General features: G+C 63.9%; 22 protein-coding genes and 1 pseudogene. 8 read left to right on the top strand and 15 right to left on the bottom strand.

Going from position 1 to position 24,335, the window contains the following annotated elements:
* Positions 1-125: 125 nt before the first annotated feature.
* A pseudogene (locus tag PQT43_RS04165) lies at positions 126-662 on the top strand (mechanosensitive ion channel family protein); the annotation flags it as partial.
* 193 nt (positions 663-855) lie between these two features.
* Here the strand turns inward: PQT43_RS04165 and PQT43_RS04160 are convergent.
* The 3 genes from PQT43_RS04160 to PQT43_RS04150 form a co-directional block, all read right to left on the bottom strand.
* Positions 856-1,719, bottom strand: coding sequence for a carboxylate/amino acid/amine transporter (locus PQT43_RS04160; protein WP_123393356.1), 864 nt, complete (start codon positions 1,717-1,719; stop codon positions 856-858).
* A gap of 245 nt (positions 1,720-1,964) precedes the next feature.
* The gene (locus PQT43_RS04155; protein ID WP_102861686.1) at positions 1,965-2,564 is read right to left on the bottom strand and encodes an FMN-dependent NADH-azoreductase; all 600 of its coding nucleotides are present in this window, start codon (positions 2,562-2,564) and stop codon (positions 1,965-1,967) included.
* A gap of 158 nt (positions 2,565-2,722) precedes the next feature.
* Entirely contained in the window at positions 2,723-3,037 is a 315-nt protein-coding gene (locus PQT43_RS04150) for a 3-phosphoglycerate kinase (protein WP_102878800.1), read from the bottom strand.
* 49 nt (positions 3,038-3,086) lie between these two features.
* Between PQT43_RS04150 and PQT43_RS04145 the strand changes: the two genes are divergently transcribed.
* The 5 genes from PQT43_RS04145 to aqpZ all read left to right on the top strand — a co-directional run bounded on the left by PQT43_RS04145 (position 3,087) and on the right by aqpZ (position 8,379).
* Positions 3,087-4,010, top strand: a complete 924-nt coding sequence (locus tag PQT43_RS04145) for a LysR family transcriptional regulator (protein WP_102878799.1) — start codon at positions 3,087-3,089, stop codon at positions 4,008-4,010.
* Between the two features lie 30 nt (positions 4,011-4,040).
* On the top strand, positions 4,041-4,844 hold the full coding sequence (locus PQT43_RS04140; RefSeq protein WP_267269551.1) for an alpha/beta fold hydrolase: 804 nt from the start codon (positions 4,041-4,043) through the stop codon (positions 4,842-4,844).
* A 3-nt stretch (positions 4,845-4,847) separates the two neighbouring features.
* Positions 4,848-5,411 carry a peptidylprolyl isomerase gene (locus tag PQT43_RS04135; RefSeq protein ID WP_102861682.1) on the top strand — a complete coding sequence of 188 codons (564 nt, stop codon included), beginning with the start codon at positions 4,848-4,850 and terminating at the stop codon, positions 5,409-5,411.
* A gap of 91 nt (positions 5,412-5,502) precedes the next feature.
* Entirely contained in the window at positions 5,503-7,335 is a 1,833-nt protein-coding gene (locus PQT43_RS04130; protein ID WP_102861681.1) for an ABC transporter ATP-binding protein, read from the top strand.
* A gap of 345 nt (positions 7,336-7,680) precedes the next feature.
* Entirely contained in the window at positions 7,681-8,379 is a 699-nt protein-coding gene (gene aqpZ / locus PQT43_RS04125; protein WP_102861680.1) for an aquaporin Z, read from the top strand.
* Positions 8,380-8,395: 16 nt separating this feature from the next.
* Here aqpZ and PQT43_RS04120 read toward each other — a convergent pair whose 3' ends face one another.
* Complete coding sequence (locus PQT43_RS04120) at positions 8,396-9,520, bottom strand: GNAT family N-acetyltransferase (RefSeq protein WP_110651940.1); 1,125 nt, start codon at positions 9,518-9,520, stop codon at positions 8,396-8,398.
* Between the two features lie 87 nt (positions 9,521-9,607).
* Positions 9,608-10,513, bottom strand: a complete 906-nt coding sequence (locus PQT43_RS04115; RefSeq protein WP_102878796.1) for a LysR family transcriptional regulator — start codon at positions 10,511-10,513, stop codon at positions 9,608-9,610.
* 83 nt (positions 10,514-10,596) lie between these two features.
* On the opposite strand from PQT43_RS04115, the gene PQT43_RS04110 reads away from it, so the two are divergent.
* A complete protein-coding gene (locus PQT43_RS04110; protein ID WP_267269550.1) occupies positions 10,597-11,964 on the top strand; it encodes an MFS transporter in 1,368 nt (455 codons plus the stop codon).
* Positions 11,945-12,346 (top strand): DUF4440 domain-containing protein, encoded by a 402-nt coding sequence (locus PQT43_RS04105; RefSeq protein WP_267269549.1) that lies wholly within the window; start codon positions 11,945-11,947, stop codon positions 12,344-12,346. Before PQT43_RS04110 ends, PQT43_RS04105 begins: the two co-directional genes overlap by 20 nt.
* A 49-nt stretch (positions 12,347-12,395) precedes the next feature.
* On the opposite strand, the gene argS is transcribed toward PQT43_RS04105, so the two are convergent.
* Genes argS through PQT43_RS04055 form a run of 10 tightly spaced genes read right to left on the bottom strand, consistent with a single transcriptional unit; the run spans position 12,396 to position 24,321 of the window.
* On the bottom strand, positions 12,396-14,108 hold the full coding sequence (gene argS / locus PQT43_RS04100) for an arginine--tRNA ligase (protein ID WP_110651937.1): 1,713 nt from the start codon (positions 14,106-14,108) through the stop codon (positions 12,396-12,398).
* A 54-nt stretch (positions 14,109-14,162) separates the two neighbouring features.
* Positions 14,163-15,365 carry an MDR family MFS transporter gene (locus PQT43_RS04095; protein ID WP_110595120.1) on the bottom strand — a complete coding sequence of 401 codons (1,203 nt, stop codon included), beginning with the start codon at positions 15,363-15,365 and terminating at the stop codon, positions 14,163-14,165.
* 51 nt (positions 15,366-15,416) lie between these two features.
* A complete protein-coding gene (locus PQT43_RS04090; protein ID WP_267269548.1) occupies positions 15,417-16,730 on the bottom strand; it encodes a hypothetical protein in 1,314 nt (437 codons plus the stop codon).
* Between the two features lie 51 nt (positions 16,731-16,781).
* Positions 16,782-17,549 carry an SDR family NAD(P)-dependent oxidoreductase gene (locus PQT43_RS04085; RefSeq protein ID WP_102878790.1) on the bottom strand — a complete coding sequence of 256 codons (768 nt, stop codon included), beginning with the start codon at positions 17,547-17,549 and terminating at the stop codon, positions 16,782-16,784.
* Between the two features lie 56 nt (positions 17,550-17,605).
* Positions 17,606-18,595, bottom strand: a complete 990-nt coding sequence (locus PQT43_RS04080) for an ornithine cyclodeaminase family protein (protein ID WP_272753541.1) — start codon at positions 18,593-18,595, stop codon at positions 17,606-17,608.
* Positions 18,592-19,119 carry a MaoC family dehydratase gene (locus tag PQT43_RS04075; RefSeq protein ID WP_213664904.1) on the bottom strand — a complete coding sequence of 176 codons (528 nt, stop codon included), beginning with the start codon at positions 19,117-19,119 and terminating at the stop codon, positions 18,592-18,594. Before PQT43_RS04075 ends, PQT43_RS04080 begins: the two co-directional genes overlap by 4 nt.
* A complete protein-coding gene (locus PQT43_RS04070; RefSeq protein ID WP_272753540.1) occupies positions 19,116-19,979 on the bottom strand; it encodes an HpcH/HpaI aldolase/citrate lyase family protein in 864 nt (287 codons plus the stop codon). Before PQT43_RS04070 ends, PQT43_RS04075 begins: the two co-directional genes overlap by 4 nt.
* A 28-nt stretch (positions 19,980-20,007) precedes the next feature.
* Positions 20,008-21,231, bottom strand: coding sequence for an 8-amino-7-oxononanoate synthase family protein (locus tag PQT43_RS04065; RefSeq protein ID WP_267269544.1), 1,224 nt, complete (start codon positions 21,229-21,231; stop codon positions 20,008-20,010).
* A 34-nt stretch (positions 21,232-21,265) separates the two neighbouring features.
* Positions 21,266-23,422: a carbamoyltransferase C-terminal domain-containing protein gene (locus PQT43_RS04060; protein ID WP_102878785.1), complete on the bottom strand. Its 2,157-nt coding sequence runs from the start codon at positions 23,420-23,422 to the stop codon at positions 21,266-21,268.
* A 41-nt stretch (positions 23,423-23,463) separates the two neighbouring features.
* A complete protein-coding gene (locus PQT43_RS04055; RefSeq protein WP_102878784.1) occupies positions 23,464-24,321 on the bottom strand; it encodes an acetaldehyde dehydrogenase (acetylating) in 858 nt (285 codons plus the stop codon).
* Positions 24,322-24,335 lie beyond the last annotated feature (14 nt).

Below are 24,335 nucleotides of genomic sequence, written 5' to 3'. Positions count from 1 at the left end.
TATAGAGACAGAGCTCTCCTATGTGGTAGAGCTGGAGGCAAGATTATTTGGTTGTTTTTTAAGCGGTTTTTGGGGATGAAGGGCCTTGAGGAGGCTAGATAGTATAAATTTGGTACCGGTGATAATGGCGCGGCATGCAGCAATCCGGCGGTCGGCGGATCAAGCGCAGCCTGTACATCGATGCCAGCGGCGTGCGCTTTTTGCATGACGAAGAAGAACAGCGGCTGAGCAAGGTGCGCCTGCTTACCGACTACATCGGGCGCAAACAGGCCGAGCTCAAGAGTTGGAACGAAGCCCAGGGCAACGTCGCCGCGCTGTCGGCGAACCGCCGGCGCATGACCAATATCGGCACCTTCCGCGCCTATGCCCTGGCGTACCTCAAGAGCCACCCGGAGATCCAGCCGAACATGACCTGCATGGTGCGCCAGATGCAGACCACGGCCCAGGGCATTCCGCTGGAAATCTACTGCTTCACCCGCACCACGGCCTGGGTGGATTACGAGCGCATCCAGGGGGATATCTTCGACTACCTGCTGGCGGTGATGCCGGAATTTGGCCTGAACCTCTACCAGCAGCCCAGCGGCACCGACCTGCGGGCCGGCTTGCTGCCGGCGATAGCGGGCGCCAGCCATGTTCCACAACCAGAAAAGCACGCGCTTTAACCTGTAGCCGCTGCCGAAGGTTCGGGCCGCGTTCGGACGATCGGCCCCACAGGGGCCGTGAAACCTGTGTTGGCGGTTCGCCTGGTCATACGCGGCGGCCGCCTTGCGAGTCCTGCGGCCTCGATCGCAGCCTGCGGCAGCGGCTACAACCAGCCCGGCAGCGCCGCCAGCATCCAGCCCCTGGATCGCTGCCTCAGCGAGTCGCCAGCACCGCAGAGCCGCGGCGGCTGATCCACACCGCCCCAAGGATCACCAACCCGCCCAGCAACAAGCGCCCCAGGTCTTCATGCTGGTTCCAGATCAGCAGGTTGACCAGCAGCCCCAACGGCACATGCAAGTTGTTCATCACCGCCAGGGTGGCGCCGGTCACCAGGCACGCGCCCTTGTTCCACCAGTACATCCCCAATGCCGTGGACACCAGGCCGAGAAACAGCAGCACCGCCCATTGCAGCGGCGCATCAGGCAGGTAATGGGCCTTGCCGAACAACAGGAACGCCGGCAGTACCACCAGCAACGCCCCCAGGTAGAAGTAGCCGAAGCGCCGGTAATGCGGCAGGTCGCTGGGGTAGCGCGCCACCAGGTGCTTGTACAGCACTTGCCCGGCGGCATAGGTGAAGTTGGCCAGTTGCAGCAGCAAGAAGCCGATGAAGAAGTCCGGGTTGACGCTGTCGTAGCGAATCACCACCGCGCCCGCCACCGCCACCAGCGCCGCCAGCAACCCCCAGGGGTTGAAACGCCGGTTCAGGGCATCTTCGATCAGGGTCACGTGCAGGGGCGTGAGGATGGTGAACAGCAGCACCTCCGGCACCGTCAGCACCCGAAAGCTCAGGTACAGGCACACGTAGGTGATGCCGAACTGCAGGGCCCCGATCAGCAGCATGCCGCGCATGAAGGCCGGTTCCACCCGGCGCCAGCGGGTCAGCGGGAGAAACACCAGCCCCGCCAGCAGCACCCGCACCAGCACCGCGAAGTAACTGTCGACATGCCCGGCCAGGTATTCGCCGATCAGGCTGAAGGAAAATGCCTGGATCAGAGTGACAAAAAGTAGATAGCCCATGTTCGCCTCATCTTGAATGGCGGCGACGATAGCGGTTTTGCCGGTACAGATGAAATCCCGGGCAAAAAAAAGCCCGATCTCGCTGGGCGTGCAATCGGGCGTCGGCACTGAAGAAGCAACCAGTGCAAAGGGAGGTTCGATGCGCGAACCGGCTTGAAGGGGATCCGCAGGCGCTACTTGAACACCGGCGGATTATCTGCGGATTAACGGCGCCCATCTTGCAGCGCCGCTTCGTCCAACGGGGCTCAGGCCACCTGGGCCAGCTTGGCGTTGGCCTGGTTCAAGCCCTTTTCGTGGAAGTCGCCGCCCAGGTTCAAACCTTCGGCGTGGATGAATTCGACGTCGTGGATACCGATAAAGCCCATGACCTGACGCAGGTAGGGTTCCTGGTGATCGGCGCTGCTGCCGGCGTAGATGCCGCCCCGAGCAGTGAGCACGTAGGCACGCTTGCCGGTCAGCAGGCCCTGGGGCCCGGTGTCGGTGTACTTGAAGGTCACCCCGGCACGCAGCACATGATCGAGCCAGGCTTTCAGGGTGCTGGGAATGGCGAAGTTGTACATCGGCGCGGCCATCACCAACACGTCGGCGGCCAGCAGCTCCTCGGTCAGCTCATTGGAGCGCTGCAGGGACTCCTGCTCGGCGGCGCTGCGCTGCTCGGCAGGTTTCATCCAGCCTCCCAACAGGTTGGCGTCCAAATGCGGCACCGGGTTGCGGGCCAGGTCACGCACCGTGATCGAGTCGCCGGGGTGAGCGGCCTGCCATTGCTGGATAAAGGTCTGGGTCAATTGCCGGGATACGGAATCCTGCTGGCGGGCACTGCTTTCAATGATCAGGACGCGGGACATGGCTGAAGCCTCCATCGGGGTATGCGTAAGTCGATGGAGCGCAGATTAAACAGAGTGATATCGATGAAAAAGCGCAAATAACTGCTATAACCAATCAACAAATTCGTTTATAAGCGGAGCCAGCCCCAACGCAGTACGCCGGGCCGGCCCCGAGTCCATCATTTGGCCTGGCAGTTCAGGTCCAGGCGCAGCTTGATGATCTTGCGATTGAACTTGGCGGTCACGTTCTTGCTCTTGCCGGCCGCCACTTCCACCTTGCGGGTGCGGGGCGCCTCGGGGCCATTGCGAAACACCACCGAACACACGGCGTCGTTCTTGCCGTAGTTGTTCAACTGGATGGAGCCGATGTCTTCATCGGTAGCAAAGGTGGTGTAGTCGATGCTCTGGCCGTTCAACTGCTTCTCGACATCGATGGGATAGGCCCAGGCGCAGAGGGGCAACAGCGCCAGCAACACACAACAGAATTTTCTCATTCGGCAGTCTCCAATAAGGAGCGCCAGCTTAGGACAAGAGGAGTCCCTCATGAAAGCGCCCCGCGTGACCCTGGATCAATGGCGCACCCTGCAGGCGGTGGTCGATCACGGTGGCTTCGCCCAGGCCGCCGAAGCCCTGCACCGCTCGCAGTCCTCGGTCAGCTACACCGTGGCGCGCATGCAGGACCAGCTCGGCGTGCCGCTGCTGCGCATCGATGGCCGCAAGGCGGTGCTCACCGAAGCCGGCGGCGTGTTGCTGCGCCGCTCACGACAACTGGTCAAGCAGGCCAGCCAGCTGGAAGACCTGGCCCACCATATGGAACAGGGCTGGGAAGCCGAGGTGCGACTGGTGGTGGACGCCGCCTACCCCAACGCGCGGCTGGTGCGCGCCCTGACCGCCTTCATGCCGCAAAGCCGTGGCTGCCGCGTACGCCTGCGCGAAGAAGTGCTGTCCGGGGTCGAGGAAGTGCTGCTCGAAGGCGTGGCCGACCTGGCCATCAGTGGCTTCAACATTCCCGGTTACCTGGGCACCGAGATGAGTTCGGTGGAGTTCGTCGCCGTGGCCCATCCGGAACACGCCCTGCACCGCCTGCAACGGGAACTGCATTTCCAGGACCTGGAAAGCCAGTTGCAAGTGGTGATCCGCGACTCCGGCCGCCAGCAACCGCGGGATGTGGGCTGGCTCGGCGCCGAACAACGCTGGACCGTGGGCAGCCTGGCCACCGCCGCGACCTTCGTCAGCAGCGGCCTGGGGTTTGCCTGGCTGCCCCGGCACCTGATCGAACGGGAGCTGCGCGAAGGCCTGCTCAAGGTCCTGCCCCTGGACCAGGGCGGCAGCCGCCATCCGACCTTCTTCCTCTATTCCAACAAGGACAAACCCCTGGGCCCGGCCACGCAGATCCTCGTGGAACTGCTGCGCACCTTCGACACCGCGCCCCTGGATGCGCCCTTTGCCGCCCCCGAGCAAGCCTGACGTCCCACCCACCAGAACAGGAGTTCTGCCATGGCGTATTTCGAGCATGAAGGTTGCACCCTGCACTACGAGGAATACGGCCGGGGCGCCCCCCTGCTGCTGGTTCACGGCCTGGGCTCCAGCGCCCTGGACTGGGAAAAGCAGATCCCCGAGCTCTCGGCCCGCTACCGGCTGATCATCCCGGACATTCGCGGTCACGGGCGTTCCGACAAACCTCGGGAGCGCTACAGCATCCCGGGCTTCAGCGCCGACATCGTGGCGCTGATCGAGCACCTGAACCTGGGCCCCGCGCACTACGTCGGGCTGTCCATGGGCGGCATGATCGGCTTCCAGCTGGCGGTGGATCAGCCGCAATTGCTCAAGAGCCTGTGCATCGTCAACAGCGCCCCCGAGGTCAAGCTACGCAGCGCCAATGACTACTGGCAGTGGTTCAAGCGCTGGAGCCTGGCCCGGGTGTTGAGCCCGGCCGCCATCGGCAAGGCCCTGGGGCCGCGCCTGTTTCCCAAGCCGGAGCAGGGTGAGCTGCGGCAAAAGATGGCCGAGCGCTGGGCAAAAAACGACAAACGTGCTTATCTCGCCAGCTTCGACGCCATCGTCGGCTGGGGAGTGCAGGAACGTCTGGGGCGGATCACCTGTCCAACCCTGGTCGTCAGCGCCGACCGCGACTACACCCCGGTGGCGGTCAAAGAGGCTTATGTCAAACTGCTGCCGGATGCACGGCTGGTGGTGATCGAGGACTCCCGACACGCCACGCCGCTGGACCAGCCGCAGCGCTTCAACCACACCCTGCTGGACTTCATAACCACAGTCGACACCACCACTCAGGATCACTGAACCATGCTGAAAAAAATCGCCCTCGTCGCCGGCTCCGTGCTGTTCGCTGCCAACCTGATGGCCGCCCAACCGGCCAAGGCGCCTCACGTCCTGCTGGACACCAGCTTCGGCAAGATCGAAGTCGAACTGGACCCGGTCAAGGCACCGATCTCCAGCAAGAACTTCCTCGACTACGTCGACAGCGGCTTCTACAACAACACCATCTTCCACCGGGTGATCCCGGGGTTCATGGCCCAAGGCGGTGGTTTCACCGCGCAGATGGTGCAGAAAGACACCCGCGACCCGATCAAGAACGAAGCCTCCAACGGCCTGCATAACGTTCGCGGCACCCTGTCCATGGCCCGCACCTCCAACCCCAACTCGGCCACCAGCCAGTTCTTCATCAACGTCGCCGACAACGCCTTCCTCGACCCGGGCCGCGATGCCGGCTACGCAGTGTTCGCCAAGGTGGTGAGCGGCATGGACGTGGTGGACCAGATCGTCAATTCCCAGACCACCACCAAGCAAGGCATGCAAAACGTGCCTGTGGACCCGGTGCTGATCAAGTCGGCCAAGCGCATCGACTGAATTCCGCAGCCTGTCCCGACGGCGGCGCCCTACCCGGCGCCCCGTCCGCTTTCAGAACAGGAGAGCCCGTACCCCGGGCTTCAAGACCCCCATGCTCTTTCGTCGTTTTGAACAACTGATCGATATCTTCCGCGACGCCCCCAGCGCCACCCCGCCCAATCGGGTCCTGCCGTTCTACTTCCACTACATCAAGCAAGTCTGGCCCAGCTTCGTCGCCCTGCTGGTGGTGGGCCTGTTCGTGGCCCTGATCGAGGTGTCGCTGTTCAGCTACCTGAGCACCATCATCGACCTGGCCCAGGGCACGCCCAGCGTCCAGGTATTCACCGACCACGGCCTGGAGCTGGCCTGGATGGCGGTGGTGGCCCTGCTGTTCCGGCCGCTGATGGTGGGCCTGCACGACCTGTTGATGCACCAGACCATCAACCCCGGCATGACCAGCCTGATCCGCTGGCAGAACCACAGCTACGTGCTGCGCCAGAGCCTGAACTTCTTCCAGAACGACTTCGCCGGGCGCATCGCCCAGCGCATCATGCAGACCGGCTATTCGCTGCAGGACTCCTCGGTACAGGTGATCGACGCGCTGTGGCACGTGACCATCTACGCCATCGGCTCCCTGGTGCTGTTCGCCGACGCCGACTGGCGCCTGATGATCCCCCTGCTGCTGTGGATCGCCGGTTTCATCGGTGCCATGCGCTACTTCGTGCCACGCATCCAGAAGCGCTCGGTGGACGCCTCCGACGCCCGCTCCAAACTCATGGGGCGGATCGTCGACGGCTACACCAACATCACCACCCTCAAGCTCTTCGCCCACACCCATTTCGAACAGAGCTACGCCCGCGAAGCCATCGCCGAGCAGACCGAGAAAAGCCAATTGGCCGGCCGCGTGGTTACCGCCATGGACGTGACCATCACCAGCCTCAACGGCCTGCTGATCGTCAGCACCACGGGCCTGGCCCTGTGGCTGTGGAGCCAGTCGCTGATCAGCGCCGGGGCCATCGCCCTGGCCACCGGCCTGGTGATCCGCATCGTCAACATGTCCGGCTGGATCATGTGGGTGATCAACGGCATCTTCGAGAACATCGGCATGGTCGAGGACGGCCTCAAGACCATCGCCCAACCGCTGCAACTCACCGACCGCGAGCAGGCGCCGAAGCTGGCGGTGGCCAAGGGCGGCGTGCGCTTCGAGCATGTGGAGTTCCATTACGGCAAGGCCAACAAGGTCATCAGCGACCTCAACCTGGACATCCGTCCCGGGGAGAAGATCGGCCTGATCGGCCCGTCCGGGGCCGGCAAATCGACCCTGGTCAACCTGCTGCTGCGCCTCTACGACCTGCAGGGCGGGCAGATCCTTATCGACGGCCAGAACATCGCCGAGGTGACCCAGGAAAGCCTGCGCGAGCGCATCGGCATGATCACCCAGGACACCTCGCTGCTGCACCGTTCGATCCGCGACAACCTGCTCTACGGCCGCCCCGATGCCACCGACGAGGAGCTCTGGGAAGCGGTGCGCAAGGCCCGGGCCGACGAGTTCATCCCGCAGTTGTCCGACGCCCAGGGCCGCACCGGCTTCGATGCCCACGTTGGCGAACGCGGGGTCAAGCTGTCCGGCGGCCAGCGCCAGCGCATCGCCATTGCCCGGGTGCTGCTCAAGGACGCGCCGATCCTGATCATGGACGAAGCCACCTCGGCCCTGGACTCGGAAGTGGAAGCGGCGATCCAGGAAAGCCTGGAGACCCTGATGCAGGGCAAGACCGTAATCGCCATCGCCCACCGTCTCTCCACCATCGCCCGCATGGACCGCCTGATCGTCCTGGAACAGGGGCGCATTGCCGAAGCCGGCACCCACGCCGAACTGCTGGCCCATGGTGGTTTGTACGCACGCCTGTGGCAGCACCAGACTGGAGGATTCGTCGGCATCGACTGACCGGCGGCGACGACTGATCTGTAGCCGCTGCCGCAGGCTGCGATCGGCACCGCCGGGGCCGCAGAACCTGCATCAGCGGTTTGCCTGGTCAATCGCGGTGGTCGCCTTGCGAGTCCTGCAGACTCGGTCGCCGCCTGCGGCAGCGGCTACAGCAATCAGGTGCAGATGGTTGTGCCTCGCAACGCCAGGGCCCCGTTTCCAGGGGCCCTGGCGTTTTTTGTGGGCTGGAATTGCGCCAAAAGCCTGCTGTACTGAGCCTAGGTTCCGGGACAGAACCTGCAGTTAACCCGCGGGATGCATAACAGTTGTATCGCGTTGATAGGTTGGCCTATCAAGGAATCACTCATGTCTTTGTTCAAACGTTCCATGACTGAATTGCTCGGGACCTTCTGGCTGGTTCTCGGCGGCTGCGGCAGCGCCGTGCTGGCGGCGGCGTTTCCCAATGTCGGCATCGGTCTGCTGGGCGTCGCCCTGGCCTTCGGCCTGACGGTGCTGACCATGGCCTTCGCCATCGGCCATATTTCCGGCTGCCACCTCAATCCCGCCGTGTCCGTGGGCCTGGTGGTGGGCGGACGCTTTCCGGCCAGGGAGCTGCCGGCCTATATCGTGGCGCAGGTCATCGGCGGGGCCATCGCCGCAGCGCTGCTGTATTTCATTGCCAGCGGCAAGCCCGGCTTCGAGCTGGCCTCGGGGCTGGCCTCCAATGGCTATGGCGAGCACTCCCCCGGCGGCTATTCAATGGCCGCGGGGTTTGTCTGTGAACTGGTGATGACCGGGATGTTCGTGGTGATCATTCTGGGCGCCACTGACAAACGCGCCCCGGCGGGGCTGGCGCCCATTGCCATTGGCCTGGCCCTGACCCTGATCCACCTGATCTCGATCCCGGTCACCAACACCTCGGTCAACCCGGCCCGCAGCACCGGCCCGGCGCTGATCGTCGGCGGCTGGGCCCTGCAGCAACTGTGGCTGTTCTGGCTGGCACCGATCCTCGGCGCAGTGATCGGCGCCGTGCTCTACCGCTGGCTGGGCAAGGAAGACGGCTGAGCAACGGCGGCGAGGATCACGCCTGCCGATAGGGCAAGGCGTCCTTCGCCTCCTCGGCATAAGCGCGAATCCCGACCCGCTCCCGATGCAGGAAATCCTGCACCGCGGCATTCAGCCCGGGGTGACGCAGGTAATGCCAGGAGCGGGTGATCACCGGTTCGAAGCCCCGAATCAGTTTGTGCTCGCCCTGGGCCCCGGCGTCGAAGCGCTGCAGCCCCTGGGCGATGGCGTAGTCCATGCCCTGATAGAAACAGGTCTCGAAATGCAGGCGGTCAAACTCCGCCAGGCAGCCCCAGTAGCGGCCGTAGAAACTGTCGCCCCCCACCAGGCTGAAGGCCATGGCCACCGGGCGCCCGCCCTGCTTGGCCAGGACCACGCGAATCGCCTCGGGCATGCGCTCGGCCAGCAGGCTGAAGAAGGCCCGGGTCAGGTACGGCGACTGGCGCCGCACCGCATAGGTATTGGCGTAGCAGGCATAGACGAAATCCCACAGTGCCTCGTCCAGTTCATGGCCTTCGAACCACTGGAAATCAAAGCCCTGCCCCGCCACCTGTTCGCGCTCCTTGCGCATCTGCTTGCGCTTGCGCGAGCTCAAGGCGTCGAGAAAATCCTGAAAATCCCGGTAGCCGCGATTCTGCCAGTGGAACTGACAGCCCAGGCGCTGCAACCAGCCCGGTTGCTGTTCCAGGGCCTGATCGCTGAAGTCGTCGGTGAAATTGATATGGGCGCTGGAAAGCCCTTCGATCTCCAGGTAACCGGGCAGGCTTTTCAGCAGTTCGAAGGCGTCCGCCTGGGTCGCCGCCAACACCCGGGCGCCGCTCACCGGGCTGAACGGCACCGCGGTCAGCAGCTTGGGGTAGTAGTCAATCCCGGCCCGCGCGCAGGCATCCGCCCAGCCATGATCGAACACGTATTCACCGTACGAGTGCCATTTGCGATAGCTGGGCAGGGCCGCCAGCAGCCGGCCGTCTTCTACATGCAGCAGGTGCTCGGCCTGCCAACCGGAGCCCGGGCCCAGGCTGCCACTGTCTTCCAGGGCACTGAGAAAGGCGTGACGGACAAAGGGTTGCCCGTCCTTGAGCAGGCCATCCCATTGCACAGGATCGACGGCAGACAGACTGTTCAAGGATTGCAGCGGCATGGGGGTCCCCGGAATTCAGATCGAACGACCCGGCGAGTATCCTCCATCCCCGGACTCACCGAAACCGCCAGCACCCTGCCCTCCCTCTCAATGCCCCAGGTGTTCGGCGAGAAAATCGATGAACACCCGGGATTTGCGCGGCAAGTGGGCGCTGTTGGGAAACAGCACATGCACCGGCTGCGGCGCCAGGCTGTACGGCGGCAGCACCCGCACCAGGCGCCCGTTGGCCAGGTCGTCGAGCACCAGCCATTCGGGCAGCACCGCCAGCCCCAGGCCGGCCAGGGCCAGGGCGCGAATCGCCGTCGCCGAATTGGACTCATGCCCGGGGTTGACCCGCACCTCCACCTCGCCCCGACGCGGATGATTGAAGGTCCAGCTGGGCGGCCCCGCCAGATTGCTGTTGCCGATCCACGGCAAGCGACAGAGATCCTCGGCCTGCGCCAGTTCCACGCCCTTGAGCAGATCCGGGCTGGCCACCAGGGCGATGCCGTAGTCCGCCAGCTTGCGACCCTTGAACCCCGAGTCCGCCAGGTGGCCGAGGCGAATCACCAGATCGAGCTTTTCCGCCACCAGGTCATTCAACGACGAATTGAAGTGATAACTCAGGCGCACCTCGGGGTAGCGCGCGGTGAACAACGGTAGGATCGGCAGCACGAAAGTCTCGGCGTACTCCGCCGTGGAGCTGATGCGCAACTTGCCGCTGACCCGGTTGCGTCCGTGCAGCACGTTGTCAAAGGCGGTATCGATATTGGCGACAATCCCCTTGAATTCGTCATACAGGTCCTGGCCGCTTTCCGTCAGGGCGATATGCCGCGTGGTGCGGATCAGCAAGGTACTGGCCAGGGCCTGCTCCAGCGCCTTGATATGCAGGCTGGCCATGGCCTTGCTGATGCCCAGGTACTGCGCGGCGCGGGTGTAGGAGCCAAAGTCCACCACCGCGAGAAAGGTCTGCACCCGGTGCAGTTGGCCGTGAAAGGTCTCGCTCACTGTCAAATCCTGTTAAACAATGCGTCAAGTATAGGCACCTCGACAGTCTCCGCCCAAGCTCCCTAAGCTGCGGGCAAAACGGAGGCGGCATGACCTACAGATACAAAGTGGCGGTGGTATTTCTTCTCGGGTTCTTTATCGACTGCGTGAACATCTTCATGTCGGCGGTGGCCCTGCCGAGCATCGCCGCGCACTGGCAGATCTCCAGCGCCAGCGTGGCCTGGGTGGCCAACGCCTACATTCTCGGCCTGACCCTGGTGATTCCCATCAGCACCTGGCTGGCAGGACGCTTCGGCAGCCGCGAGATCCTCAGCGCCTCGATGCTGCTGTTCAGTGGCGCGGCCCTGCTCTGCGGGCTGGCCGACGACTTCAGGTGGCTGGTGTTCTGGCGACTGGTGCAGGGCATGGCCGGCGGCCTGCTGATTCCCCTGGGGCAAGCCCTGACCTTCAACCTGTTCCAGGGCCCGCAACGGGCGCGCATCTCGACCCTGATCATGGCCGTGGCACTGCTGGCGCCGGCACTCTCGCCGACCCTGGGCGGCGCGATCGTCGACCACAGTTCCTGGCGCTGGGTGTTCTTCGCCAGCCTGCCGTTGTCCTTGCTGGCGGCGCTGCTGTCCTGGCGCTGGGTCCGCAGCGAACGCACTCCGCATCCGGCCCGACCGGACCTGCGCGGCCTGCTGCTGGTGAGCGCCAGCCTGGGCAGCCTGCTGCTGGGCATGTCGCTGTACGGCAGCGGCTACCCGGCCTATCAGGCCCTGCTCTGCCTCGCGGCTGGCCTGCTGTTGGCCGCGCTGTACCGCAGGCACTGCCAGGCTTGCCCACAGCCCATCGTCGATCTGCACCTGCTGAGCAATCCCCGCCTCGGCCTGTCGGTGGGCATCTACCACGCGATTCCCGGGATCTTCACCGGCGTCAACCTGCTGAGCCTGTTCTTTCTGCAGGACAGCCTGCACCTGAGCGCGCAACACAGCGGCATGTTCATGCTGCTGTATGCCGCCGGCGCCCTGCTGGCGATGCTGGCCTGCGGGCGTTACTACCACCGCATCGGCGCCCCGCGGCTGTTCGCCATCGCCCTGGTGCTGCACAGCGCCGGCATCGCCACCTTGTGTTGGGTCAACGCGACATCCGACCTGCCGCTGATCATGCTGGCCTACCTGCTGATGGGCCTTGGCGGCGGCGCCGGTGCCAACACCGCCCAGACCACCGCCCTGCTGGACTTCAGCGGCAGCGATACGCACAAGGCCAGCGTGATCTGGAACATCAACCGGCAGCTGGCCTTCAGCCTTGGCGCCGCCTTGCTGCTGATGCTCTACAACCTCCTGCTCAGGTACCTGGACGCTCTCGCGGCCTATCACCTGAGCCTGCTACTGGCCGCCCTGGCCGGCCTGCTTCCCTTGCCGGCCCTCGGCAGACTCACTCCACAAAAGGCCTCCCATGCCCAACTCGATCGTTAAACAGGCACAGCACAGCGTGCACTGGATTCATCAACTGATTCACCGTGTCTTCACCGATCAAAGGGGGGATGGCGCGGCCTGCATCGAGCAACTGCTGCCGCTGTTCGCCGAGGATTTCCAGATGGTGACCACCAGCGGCGCCCTGGTTGGCCGGGCACAGGTGGAGCAACTGTTTCGCGGTGCCCTGGGTACCCGCGCGGGGCTGGAGATCATCGTCAGCGATCTGCACTGCCTGTGGCAGGAAGGCCACAGCGCGGCGATCCGCTACAAGGAAACCCATTGGCTGAACCAGAGCCAGACCTCGCGCCTGTCACTGGCGATCATCCGGGTCCAGGACGATGCAGTGCAGTGGCTGTACCTGCACGAAACCGCCTGCCCCTGAGCCCTTTGCCCGAGGCGCGGCACGCGCCCCGCCTCGGCAAAGCACGGCATCACATGGTGTCGACCACCTCGATCCCCAGCAGCCCCAGGCCCTCCTTCAGGGTGCGGGCGGTCAGTTCACAGAGTTTCAGCCGCGAACCATCGACACGCTCGTCAGCAATCACCGGGCAGGACTCGTAGAAACGCGAAAACGCCGTGGCCAGCCCGTACAGATAGGCACACAGCACGTGGGGCAGGCTTTCGCGCAGCACTTGCAACATCACATCCTCGAAACGCAGCAGCTCGATGGCCAGGCTGTGCTCATGGGGCTCGATGATCTGCAGGCCTTGCTCCTTGACGCTCCCGGCCCGGGTCAGCACGCGGTTGGCCCGGGTGTAGGCGTATTGCAGGTAAGGCGCGGTATTGCCCTCGAAGGACAGCATCGCGTCCCAGTCGAACACATAGTCGGTGTTGCGATGACGGGACAGGTCGGCGTACTTCAGCGCGCCGATGCCCACCACCCGGGCCACGTGTCGACGGGCCTCGGGGTCCAGCCCGTTGTTCTTCGCGGCGATCAGCACCTCGGCCCGCTCCACCGCCTCGGTCAGCAACGCATCGAGCTTGACCGACTCGCCGGACTTGGTCTTCAACGGCTTGCCATCGGCGCCCTTGATCGTGCCATGGCTGACATGCTCGAAATCCGCCTGGGGCGGCAGGAAGCCGGCCTTGCGCGCCACCAGGAACAACTGCTGGAAATGCAGGGACTGACGCACATCCACCACATACAGGCAGCGGTCGAGCTTGAGCTGGCGAATGCGAAAACGGATCGCCGCCAGGTCCGTGGTGGCATAGAGAAAGCCACCGCCCTGCTTCTGCACGATAAAGGCCGCCTCCTGGCCCTCCTTGTTGGCGTACTCCGCCAGCATCACCACCCTGGCGCCCTGGCTTTCGGTCAGCAGGCCCTTGTCCTGCAGGGCCTGGACCAGGGGCTGCAGGTCATCGTTGTAGAAACTCTCGCCACGGATGTCCGACTGTTTGAGCAACAGGCCCAGGCGCTGGAAGATATCCAGGGAGTGGGACAGCGACACCTCGACGAAGGTGTGCCACATGCGCAGCACCTCGGCGTCTCCCTGTTGCAGCCGGACCACATAATCCCGGGCACGGCGGGCAAAATCCGCCGATTCATCGAAGCGCAGCTTGGCCTGTTGGTAGAAGCGGTTCAGGTCCCGCAGTTCGTAGTCCTGCCGGCAGGTATCGGTGGCCTCTTTCATATAGGCCAGGAGCATGCCGAACTGAGTGCCCCAGTCGCCGACGTGACTCTGCAGGATCACGTCCTGGCCCATGAACAGATTGATCCGCGCCAGGGCGTCGCCAATGATGCTGCCGCGCAGGTGCCCGACGTGCATTTCCTTGGCCAGGTTGACCGAGGCGTACTCCACCATCACCCGCTTGGCCGGCTGCGGTTCGACTCCCAGGTTGCGGGTCAGCAGCGCATGCTCCAGGCGTTCGCGCAGGAAGTCTTTGCTGAGGGAAATGTTGATAAAGCCCGGCCCGGCGATCTGCAGGTGCTCGGCGATGCCCCGCAGGTCCACCCGCTCCACCAGTTGCAAGGCCAACTCGCGCGGCGCCAGGCCCAGCTTCTTGGCCGCGGCCATGACTCCACTCATCTGGAAATCGCCAAACTCGGGACGGCTGGCCAGTTGAATCACCGGCGGACTGTCAGTGGCGCCCAGGCCGTTGAGGGCGGCCGCGAAACGTTGGTCCAGAATGCGCATTACAGACATGTCGGATACACCTCATCCTTGAAGATTTCGAACCTCAGGCGGCAACCCTGCCCTTTACCTGACGGCGTAGTTTTGTACCACCATGACCAGCCCGCACAGTGCGGCCAGTCCTATGAACATCCATTGCCCCCCCACCAGGTCGAGCATGCCGCCACCGTAGATCGGCGACAGCGCAATGCCCACCCGATAAAGGCTGGAGACCCCGAAATAGGTGCCGCGCAGACTCTCCTGAGCCAGCCGGTCGACCTCGATGCTGAAGATCGGGAACACAATCAACTCGCCCACGCTCAACAGCAGCGTGGCCAGCGCCAGCCCCCAGAACAGCGTCACCGGCGAGCCGGCGAACACCAGCTGCGACGCTAACATCAGGGCCATGCCCCAGAACAGCCGGCAGCGAGTGGAATAAACCTCCAGCAAGCGCAACAGAGGAAACTGAGTAAAGACCACAATCAGCGAGTTGAGGGTGATCAGGATCACCAGCAGGGTCACCGGGTCCTGCACTTCGCTACGCGCCAGGTACTGCGGCAGGGTCGAGTCGAACGAGGCATAGACGAAGGCCGCCACGGTGTTGCACAGCATCAGCAGGGTAAATCGCCGATGCTTGAGCACCGCACCGAAGGCCACCAGGAAGTTGGGGGTCGGGGCGCTGGCATGCCGCTGCACCCGGGCCTCCTTGTCCCGCAGCAGACGCCACAGCAGCAGGCCGAACACCGTGTACACCAGGGCGCAGACGGCGAACACCAGGGAGCGCACGCTGGACAGCAGCAACATGCCGATCAGCGGCCCGATGGAGCCGCCGACGTTCACCAGAAAATAGTTGGCATACAGTGCCAGCTCCCGGGACTGCAGGTCCTCCACGTAATCGCCGATCAGCACTTTGCAGGTAGACTCCAGCAGCGAGCAGCCGATGCTCACGCCGGCCACTGCTACGCCGAACCAGAACACCGAGCCGGCCTCGATGAACAGCAAGAACGACAGCGCGCTCAACAAGGCGCCCGCCAGGATCAGGCGCCGTCGCCCGAAGCGGTCCGAGAGCCAGCCGGTGTAGATACTGCTCAGTGCGCCGCCAACCATGGCCACCGCCAGCAGGGTGCCGATCAAGGTCGCCCCCAGGTGATAGTCCTGGTACAGGAAGATCGCCAGGAACGGCCAGATCATGAAGAACGCGCTACGGGTCAGCAGGGTGCCGAACAGCACCACATGGATCTCCCTGGGCAGGGTGGCGTAGCGCGCCCAGCTGAAGGTTCTTTCAATCATGGGCCGGCCCACTTCTCCCGCCAGGGGGAGCCTGTCCTCCCCGGCCCTGGTTCATTGCGCTAGAGGACACGGTTCAGGCTCCTGGGTCTTGAGTTGCGCCAGCAGCCGCTGGTGCTCCTGGTCGGTGATCGGCAGCGCCCAGCCCGGCATGCCGCCGGACAACACATTGACCGCCCTGGAGCGACCGTTGCAGCGCAAATACAGGCCCGACATCTGCTGATTGATGTAGTACAGGCCAAACACCACGAACTGCTCCACCGGCTGGTTCCAGAAGGCCTGGGGCAAAGCATAGGAGCGCTGGCGGATGGTGGCCTGGGCAATCCATTCACCGTGACTTGGACCGATGCAGGCGCGGATCAGTTCGTCAGTGGCTTCCTCACCGAGGATTACCCCCTTGCCACCGGTGGAGTTGCAGGGCTTGAACACCAGCTCTTGGCGCCGCAGCAGCAAACCCTCAAGGTTTTGCGCACTGACCCGCACCGTCATGGGTATCCGGCGATCGATGGCGGCGCGCTGTTCATCGTCCAGCACCGCCCGCAGCGCCGGCTCATGAAACAGCGAGAACCATGACTTGCAGCTGCTCACGTAGTTTTCAAAGGTGTTGAGCAGCAAGGCGCCCGAACCGCAGATACGCCGCACCAGATCGCCGCCATCGACGATTTCCTCCTCCAGGAACAGGCGATAGACCAGGGTTCGCGCGCCCTCTTCGGCGCTCAGCCACTGCGCCTGGTACTGGTGCTCCTTGATCAGTACCACTTCCAGATCCGCACAGGCCTGACGCACATGGCGCAACAACGGCTGGTAGGCCGAAGCGCCTGCCCAGTGGTCATAGGCTTCAAGATCCAGGAGCACCACACGACTGCGCCGCTGCTCCTTGCACAGGCGCTGGATCAACCGCGCCAGATCGACATAGGGCGATTGCCCGTGTTCGAAGCCACTGAGCTGCACCCCTCGCGACTCCAGGAAACGGGCACAGAATTCGTGCAACTGCGGGCCTTCGATGGCCGGCCCAATGTTCAGTTCGCACAGCTGGTACTGGCCATCCTCGCTCAGCAGAACGTCCGCACGGCCAATCAGCCGCCCGCCCTTTTCCAGCAGCGACCAATCCACCAGGTCGCGGACCTGAACCGGCACATTGAACAATTCGAGGATGTGCTCGCGGCTGTGCAGGGTCAGCAAATGGGCAAGCATCCGCGACTGCGCCGCCAGGATCAGACGCAGGTCGGCGGCCACCGCCTGAAAGGCAGTGGCGGGAAACAGGGCCAGGGGAAAGGGGGTCGCCTTGTATCCCTGGGGCTTGATCAACTGCGGATTGCGCTGGCCAAACACATCGAACAACGGGCGATTGAGCTCTTCAAAATTCATGGATCGCGCTTCCTGATGCAAATGAGGGGACAAGCCCTCGGTGGGAATGGATCAGAGGGTCGCTTCGCCGCCATCGATCACGATGTCGGCACCGGTCACCCAGGCGGCTTCATCACTGGCCAGAAACACCGCCGCGCCGGCGTGATCCTGGGGCGTGCCGGCGCGGCCCAGGGGAATGTCCTTGCCCCGTTCGCGCCACAACTGCGGATCGTTGTGCCACTGGTTGCGGTTGCCCTGGGTGGCGGTCAGTCCGGGTGACAGGGTATTGACCCGGATGCCTTGGGCAGCGAACTCGTAGGCCAGGCTCTTGGACAGCATCGACAGCCCGGCCTTGGATGACTGGTAGTGGGCCATCTGGCTGATGGCCTTGAAGGCACTGATGGAAGACACGTTGATCACACTGCCGGCGATCCGCCGTTCGAGCATGTGGGCGATCACCGCCTGGGTCAGAAAGAACGGAAACCGCAGGTTGGCATTCATCACCTTGTGGTAGTCCTCGACGCTGGTTTCGAGAAACCCCGTGCGTGTGGTGATGCCGACATTGTTGACCAGCACATGCAGCTCATCGAACCCGGCGAGGACTCGACCGGCCAGTTGCGGCGCGGCACTGGCCTCCCCCGCATCCACCTGGAAGGCCTGGCATTTCACCCCCAACTCTTGCAGTTGACCCAGCACCTGGGCCGCGGCGGCCTCATCGCGCTGATAGGTAAACGCCACATTGGCCCCTTCTCGCGCCATGGCCAGGGCGATGGCCTGGCCAATGCCATGACTGGCGCCGGTGATCAGCGCGTTCTTGCCGGACAATCGTTGTTCTGCCATGTATTCATCCTTGTCATGCCTGGGCCCCAGGCACTGTGGTTTCAGAGACTGTGGTTTCAGAGGCTGACGCGTGTGCCCAGCCCCTTGGTCCGTGCCGAGCGCAGCAGGGCTGCCGCCACCGCCACATCCTGAATCGCCGTGCCCACTGACTTGAACAGGCTGCTGGCGTTGCCCCGCGGGACGACGGAGCCGCCCAGCAGGCTGGCGATTTCCTGCACATCCCCGGGCATCAGAACCCCCAGGCGCAGGCTTTGAATCAGCTCGCCGGCCTCACGCAGAGCGGCATCGCGCTCCTCGACGTACACCGCCACCTGTCCCAGCAGCAGCGGATCGATCTCGCAGGCCATTTCATCGACCCCGCCGATGGCATTGATGTGGGTCCCGGGGCGCACATCCGCCGCCCGCACCAGCGGCTCGGCACTGGCGGTGGAAGTGGCCGTGCAGATCACGTCCGCCATGCGCACCGCCCGGGCCACGCTGTCGGTCACCATGACCTGGGGGCACAACCCACGATCGCTGACCCAGGCCGCCAGGGCCCGGGCCTTGTCCAGGCTCCTGGAATGCAGCAACAGCTGTTCGATGGGGCGCACCGCACAGACCGCCTCGATCTGGCTGCGGGCCTGGACCCCGGCACCGATCACCGCCAGCACCCGGGATGCGGGCCGCGCCAGCAGGTCGGTGGCCAGCCCGGCCATGGCCCCGGTGCGCAGGGCCGTCAGATGGGCGCCTTCCATCAGCGCCAGGATTTCCCCGGTCTGGCTGCTGAGCAGGATCACCAGGGCATGGATCAGTGGCCGACCGTGGCGGGGGTTGTCCGGGGTGATGGTCGAAACCTTGACCGCCACCGCCTGGGCCAAGGGCAGGGCCGCCGGCATCACCAGCACTTGGTTGCTCTCGGCACTGTCGCCCAGGGTCATGATGGTTCGCGGCGGCACTTGCACGCCGTCCGCCATGGCCGGTGCCAGGGCCTGGCGCAGGGCCTCGATGGCCTCGCCCATGGACAGTGCCCGAGCCATGGCCTGGCGATCGAGGCTGAGAAAATTCATGGCACCTCCTGTTCGGCCGCGGGCAAGGCCAGGGGCTCGCGCCGGGGCACCAGGAATGAACGCTGGTAACTGAGCACCACACTGCCATCGGCCTTGAAGCCTTCGGTCTCGATGGTGGCGATCCCCTGCCCCGGCCGTGAACGGCTGGGGCGGATGGCCAGGACCTTCGACTTGGCGTAGAGGGTGTCGCCGATGAACACCGGGGCCGAGAGCCGCACCTGATCCCAGCCCAGGTTGGCCAGGGTGCGAAAGCTCATGGTCTGCACCGACATGCCATTGATGATGGCGAAGGTCACCACGCTGTTGACCAGCACCTTGCCGAACTCCGTGTCCTTGGCGTACTCGTGGTCGAAGTGCAGCGGGTGATGGTTCATCGACAACAGGGTCAGCCAGGTGTTGTCGGTTTCCAGCACGGTGCGCCCGGGCCAGTGACGAATCACGTCGCCGGGCTTGAAGTCCTCGAAGAACATCCCCGGCGACTCCAGGTACTCACCGTTGTCCAGCCGTTGCAGGGTCGAGATCATGGATGTAGCTCCTGGGTAAAATTGTTCAGCAGCTTGCGGGCCTTCTTGATGAACGGAGGACCGATCATGTCGCCATCCAGGGTGAAGATTTCGCCCTGGCTGTGCTCCGCCCGACGCAGGATCTCCCGGGCCCGTTCCAGCTCGCCGGGGCTGGGGCTGAACACCTCCATGACCGTGGCCAGCTGGCGTGGATGGACGATGGCCTTGCCATGGAATCCCAGGGCCTTGACCGCCCGGCTTTCCTGCAGCAACAGCTGCGGGTCGTCCAGGTGATAGCAGGCGGTGTCGATGGCCGCGATGTCGTAGCGCGCCGCTGCGTTGGCGATGCGCTGGCGGGCGTAGAGCATGTTTTCCCAACCGATTTCCACCCCCAGCTCGGCCGCAAAGTCCGCCGAGCCGAACACCAGCCCCGAGCACTGGCTGGCAATCGGGTCGATGGCGTCGATGGCCTCCAGGGTCTCCACGGTGACGTACAACTCCACCGGACGCTGTAGGCCGCTGAGCTGGGCACGCACGATCTCCAGTTCGCAGGCATCGCGGACCATGGTCAGCATCACGATGTCCGGCGCCAGGCCATGGCGGATGAAGGCCTCAAGGTCCAGCAGGCCTTGGGGCGAGCGCAGTTCGTTGATCCGCACCGCCACCCGGGACGCCGACGCCGGAGCCTTGAGCAATTGCAGGCAATGCTCCCGGGCCTGGGCTTTCCTGGCTGGGGGCACCGAGTCTTCCAGGTCGATCAGACAGACATCGGCCCCCGCCTCCCGAGCGCCTTGCAGCCGCTCGAGGTTGAAGGCCGGGGTGTAGAGGATCGAACGGGGCAACCGGGGAATGGGGGCAACTGAATAACCACGGGTTTGCATAACCGGACACTCGCAGCAATGGATGGGTTCAGGACTCGATGCAGCCACGCAGCAGTTCGCACATGGACAGCACCTGCTCCTCGCTGATGGTGGAGCGCAACATGACCCGCAACCCGGCGTTGTCCTTGGCCACGATGGGGAAGAACACCGGCGACACATAGAAGCCGTTTTCGAACAGCAGCCGGCCGCTGCGGATCACCTTGTCGTTGGGCAACTGCACCAGGCGGATCGGAAAGGCATTGCCGGCCTGCTCGGTGCGGATGAACTCGTCGAACAGCTGGATGTTGCGCGACAGGGCGTTCTGCCGCAGCGCCAGTTCCGGGCCGCGATGCAGCTCGGCAGACGCCAGGGAGGCGCCGATGGCCGCGGTGTTCATCGGCTGCGACCAGGCCATCGGCCCGCCGAAACGGGTCAGGATGTCCTCCACCTGCTTGCCCTTGGGGCCGAACATGATGGCTGCGCCACTGGTGCCGAACGCCTTGTTCAGGGTGGCGACGATGATGGTGTTTTCATTGACCTGATCGATGTGCGAGCGCACATAGCCCTCGCCGTGGCGACCGACGATGGACAGCGAGTGTGAATCGTCCAGGTAGAGGAACAGGCCGTACTTTTCCTGCAGGGTCAGCAAGTCCCCGAGGGCCGCGTGGCCGCCCATGCTGTAGGTGCCGTCGGCGACATAGGCGACCTTGCGGTACTTGCGGCACAAGTCTTCCAGGGCGTTCATGTCGTTGTGGCCGATGGTGAACACCTCGGTCTCATCGCCGCACACCGGCTTGTACAGGCTCATGGAAAAGTGCGCGAACTTGTCGAAGGCCATCACCGGGCGCACGCCCTGGGTCAGGTGCCCGGACGCCAGCAGCGGGAGGATGCCTGCCGTGGCCGCGCCGGCGGAAATGGCGGTGATGACCTTGGCCTCGAACAGCTGCGAGAGCGACGCCTCCAGCTCCAGCAGCGCCGGAATCTGGATGCGAATCCGGGAAATGCAGTGATCCAGCACGCCATAACGATGCAAGGCGTCGATGGCGCCCTGGACAATGCTCGGATGGGAATCCAGGTCCAGGTAGGAACAGCAACTGACGTTGATGAAACGATGGCCATCGGCGGTTTCCAGGCTGCCGTCCCCCACCAGGTTGGCGACGATGCCCGCCAGGCCGTTGCGTTCGGATTCGTCCCAGAACTGGTTGCCGTAATCGAAGGCCTTGAGGTTGTTGCGGTACTTGTTGGTGACCTGAGGCTGAGTGTTGTCGGTCATGATGCTCTCCGGAATTCGAGTGAGTAGGTGCCTGTCAGGTAGGCATGACGTCGAGGGCCTGGGCTTCGAACACCGCCAGCCGCCGCTTGAAGTCGCTGTCGGTTTTCCACACCGCGAAGATGTCGCCACTGGCGCCGACCATGATCAGCGCGTCCATGCCCTTGGCCCGCTTGAGGGTCTGCAGGGCATGAGCCGGGGTCTGGGCGATCGGGCTGCCGACGTTCAGCGAAGTGTTCACCGAGGCCTCGACCCCGCACTGTTTCCCCATCTGCTTGAGGTAGGCGTGGATCAGCGGGTTGAGGGACTGACGCACGATCTGCAGGCGACTGGTGCCGTCCACATGGACCACTGCCGGAACCCGGCTGCGGGCCTCGGGGCGCGCCCGGGCGGTGAGCACCATGTAGTTGTAGGCCGAGTAGTCGTCGGTCTTGGCCCCTTCATCGAGCTCGAACAGCCGATGGGCTTCTTCCAGGGTGACCATGGGCGCCAGCGGCCGGATCTTCTCCCGGAACTTCACTTTCGAGTTGAGCAGTTCCAGGGTGTTGGGATTGCGCGGGTTGGCCAGGATGCTGCGATTGCCCAAGGCCCGCGGACCGGTTTCCGCCGGGCCCTGGAACACCCCGATCACGGCGTTGTTGCACACCAGGCTGGCCATGAAACGCGCCACCTCGGTCAGGGAATCGGCCTGGTTCAGAGAGCCGATCTTGCGGGCTTCGACCCCCTGCTCCTCGATCACTGCGCGCTGGATCTGCGCCGTGGACGGTGCCAGGCCACACAGGTACGGGCTGGCGAAATCGTTGCGCGCGTCGGCGCCATTGCGCATGGCGAACTGTATCGCCGCGCCCAGGGCCACACCGCAGTCGCTGGGGATCGGCGGCACCCAGATCTTCAGGCACTGGTCCTGGCCCAGGTAGCGCTGGAAGTAGTCGCGATTGAAGTGCTGGACCAGATGCATGTTGGCAATGCAATTGAGCGCCGTGCCGCCGGTGAGCACCAGCTTGTGGGCACAGGTCTTGCGGATCAGGTGATCGACGATATGGAACAGCGCGTCCTCGAACACCAGTTGCAGGGCCTGGGCCTTGTCGACCCGATCCTGGGTGATGTCCGAATGCTCGATGTCGTCGACGCTGAGCACGCTGTCCGGGTTCCACATGTCCCCCGGAGCGATGGGCGCGCCGAGGATGTCGATCAGCGGCTGGCCATAGGGCTCGGTGTGGCTCTTGATGTGCCAGTTGACCATGGTCCGGTTGACGTGGATGTTGCCTTCCTCGGCGAAATACAGGATCTGCCGCAGGCGCTTGTAATAGGGGTTGGTCAGCCGGCTGGCATTGCCCCAGGCCGCGGCGCCCATGTAGCGCCCTTCGGAGCTGAGGAAACTCCAGCCGCCCTGGGTCGAGCTGATGTAGCCGTACAGGTAGCCCAGGGAGTCGATGGTGCTCTGGTTTTGCCGGTGACAGATGACTTGGCCGTCGCGGACTTCGTACAGCGAGATGGCACCGTTGTCGCCAGTGCCGTCGAGCACGGTGAGGATCACCGGCTCAGGCTCCCGGGCGAACGGCGACAGGGCATAGGCCAGGTAGGCATGGTTGTTGTGGTGATGCATGCCGATCAGCGGCTGGGTGGTTTCCAGGCCCAGGCTCTGGGAGATCCGCTTGGGCGCCCCCAGGCCCTTGACCAGGTGGCTGAGGTTGAAGTTCGGGTCGTGCCGCGGGTTGAGCAGGGTCAGGCTGCTGGGGGCATGTTCGAAGATGATCTTCAGGTCAAAGCCCAGGGCGCGGATGTAGTCCCAACTGCCAAGAATGCAGAAGATGTCCTGCGCGCTGATGTTGCGGCTGGCCATGATCAGGCGGATCTCTGCCAGGCTGTGCTGGGGAAACTTGTTGGAGTGTTTTTCTGCGCTGAAGCGCTCCTCCTCGTTGTTGGCAATGATGTGGATGCCATCCTTGGCGCTGACCTTGATCAGGGCCACGCCGGTGTTGTGCCCAAAGGGGCCGACCCCCAGCAGGTACAGGCTCTCGCCCTGAGCCAGACGCCGGGCGAACTCCGCTCCGCGCTCCTGGGCGAAGGCGCTTTCACCGCTGTAGAAATGCTGCCGCCGGCCCAACTTCTCGTAGACATAGTCGGTCACGCGCTTGACCCACTCGGGCAGGCGCTTGAGCTTCGGCCCGTAGGTTCCATATACCGTGGTCATGTCGACACTCTCCTGAGATAAACCTCGAACCCGTCCTGGGTTCAGTTCCGGCAACGATCTTCGGCGGCCCGGACTGCCGCACTGGTGATGATGTCCAGATTGCCCGCATAGGCCGGCAAGTAGTCCCCTGCCCCCCTGGCCCGGACCATGGTCACCACTTTGCCGTCGATCAGGCTGGGTTCCATGATCAGCGAGTAGCCGGGCATGTACTGGCGCACCTGATCGAGCATCACGCGGACACTGTGCCGCAGCTCGGCCATGTCCGGTTTGTCTATCAGGGCGAAGACCGTGGTCTGCATGTCCACCGGCGGATCGGCCGGATTGATGTTGAGGATCGACTTGACGCTCGGGGCGCCGGAGAAATGCTTGAGGGCCTTCTCCGTGGTGCACAGGTACTCGTTCACATTCAGCCGGGTTGCGGCGCCGGCACTGCGGGCGGAAATCGACGACACCGCCTCCACGTAGTTCAGGTGCTGCCCGGTGCGCCGCAGCGCGTGCACGATCGGCAGGGAGGCCTGGCCACCGCAGGTGACCATGTTGAGGTTCTCTACATCCCGCAACGTGCTCGAATTGATCGTGGGCACACACCAGACGCCGGTATCGGCCGGAGTCAGGTTGATCAGCAACTTGCCCTGCCCCTCCAACACTTGGGCATGTTGCACATGGGCCTGGGCACTGCTGGCATCGAACACCACATCAACTTCATCGAGATGTTCAACTAACTTATCAATACCGCGATGATCACAACGCACTCCCAGTTTTGCGGCATAGTCCAGCCCCGCCGACTGTTGATTGCGCCCAATAAAATAATCACAGCGCAAATAAGAACTGCGCATGACCTTCAACAGAAGATCACAGCCAATATTACCGCTGCCTAATATCGCGACTCTAAGTACCATAAAGCGCTCTCCTT

The organism is Pseudomonas sp. BLCC-B112 (assembly GCF_028550695.1).
Lineage (GTDB): Bacteria > Pseudomonadota > Gammaproteobacteria > Pseudomonadales > Pseudomonadaceae > Aquipseudomonas > Aquipseudomonas danubii.
Note: the sequence above shows the minus strand (reverse complement) of the source record. Positions and strands in the feature narration are given on the sequence as shown.

Coding starts and splice junctions, on each gene's coding strand:
- argS (WP_110651937.1), bottom strand. CDS start 14,108: ATGTCTGTAATGCGCATTCTGGACCAACGTTTCGCGGCCGCCCTCAAC.
- PQT43_RS04075 (WP_213664904.1), bottom strand. CDS start 19,119: ATGATCTCGACCCTGCAACGGCTGGACAACGGTGAGTACCTGGAGTCG.
- PQT43_RS04110 (WP_267269550.1), top strand. CDS start 10,597: ATGACCTACAGATACAAAGTGGCGGTGGTATTTCTTCTCGGGTTCTTT.
- PQT43_RS04070 (WP_272753540.1), bottom strand. CDS start 19,979: ATGCAAACCCGTGGTTATTCAGTTGCCCCCATTCCCCGGTTGCCCCGT.
- PQT43_RS04145 (WP_102878799.1), top strand. CDS start 3,087: ATGAAAGCGCCCCGCGTGACCCTGGATCAATGGCGCACCCTGCAGGCG.
- PQT43_RS04135 (WP_102861682.1), top strand. CDS start 4,848: ATGCTGAAAAAAATCGCCCTCGTCGCCGGCTCCGTGCTGTTCGCTGCC.
- PQT43_RS04160 (WP_123393356.1), bottom strand. CDS start 1,719: ATGGGCTATCTACTTTTTGTCACTCTGATCCAGGCATTTTCCTTCAGC.
- PQT43_RS04140 (WP_267269551.1), top strand. CDS start 4,041: ATGGCGTATTTCGAGCATGAAGGTTGCACCCTGCACTACGAGGAATAC.
- PQT43_RS04060 (WP_102878785.1), bottom strand. CDS start 23,422: ATGACCACGGTATATGGAACCTACGGGCCGAAGCTCAAGCGCCTGCCC.
- PQT43_RS04080 (WP_272753541.1), bottom strand. CDS start 18,595: ATGAATTTTCTCAGCCTCGATCGCCAGGCCATGGCTCGGGCACTGTCC.
- PQT43_RS04085 (WP_102878790.1), bottom strand. CDS start 17,549: ATGGCAGAACAACGATTGTCCGGCAAGAACGCGCTGATCACCGGCGCC.
- PQT43_RS04065 (WP_267269544.1), bottom strand. CDS start 21,231: ATGACCGACAACACTCAGCCTCAGGTCACCAACAAGTACCGCAACAAC.
- PQT43_RS04150 (WP_102878800.1), bottom strand. CDS start 3,037: ATGAGAAAATTCTGTTGTGTGTTGCTGGCGCTGTTGCCCCTCTGCGCC.
- PQT43_RS04155 (WP_102861686.1), bottom strand. CDS start 2,564: ATGTCCCGCGTCCTGATCATTGAAAGCAGTGCCCGCCAGCAGGATTCC.
- PQT43_RS04095 (WP_110595120.1), bottom strand. CDS start 15,365: ATGATTGAAAGAACCTTCAGCTGGGCGCGCTACGCCACCCTGCCCAGG.
- PQT43_RS04120 (WP_110651940.1), bottom strand. CDS start 9,520: ATGCCGCTGCAATCCTTGAACAGTCTGTCTGCCGTCGATCCTGTGCAA.
- PQT43_RS04105 (WP_267269549.1), top strand. CDS start 11,945: ATGCCCAACTCGATCGTTAAACAGGCACAGCACAGCGTGCACTGGATT.
- PQT43_RS04055 (WP_102878784.1), bottom strand. CDS start 24,321: ATGGTACTTAGAGTCGCGATATTAGGCAGCGGTAATATTGGCTGTGAT.
- PQT43_RS04130 (WP_102861681.1), top strand. CDS start 5,503: ATGCTCTTTCGTCGTTTTGAACAACTGATCGATATCTTCCGCGACGCC.
- aqpZ (WP_102861680.1), top strand. CDS start 7,681: ATGTCTTTGTTCAAACGTTCCATGACTGAATTGCTCGGGACCTTCTGG.
- PQT43_RS04090 (WP_267269548.1), bottom strand. CDS start 16,730: ATGAATTTTGAAGAGCTCAATCGCCCGTTGTTCGATGTGTTTGGCCAG.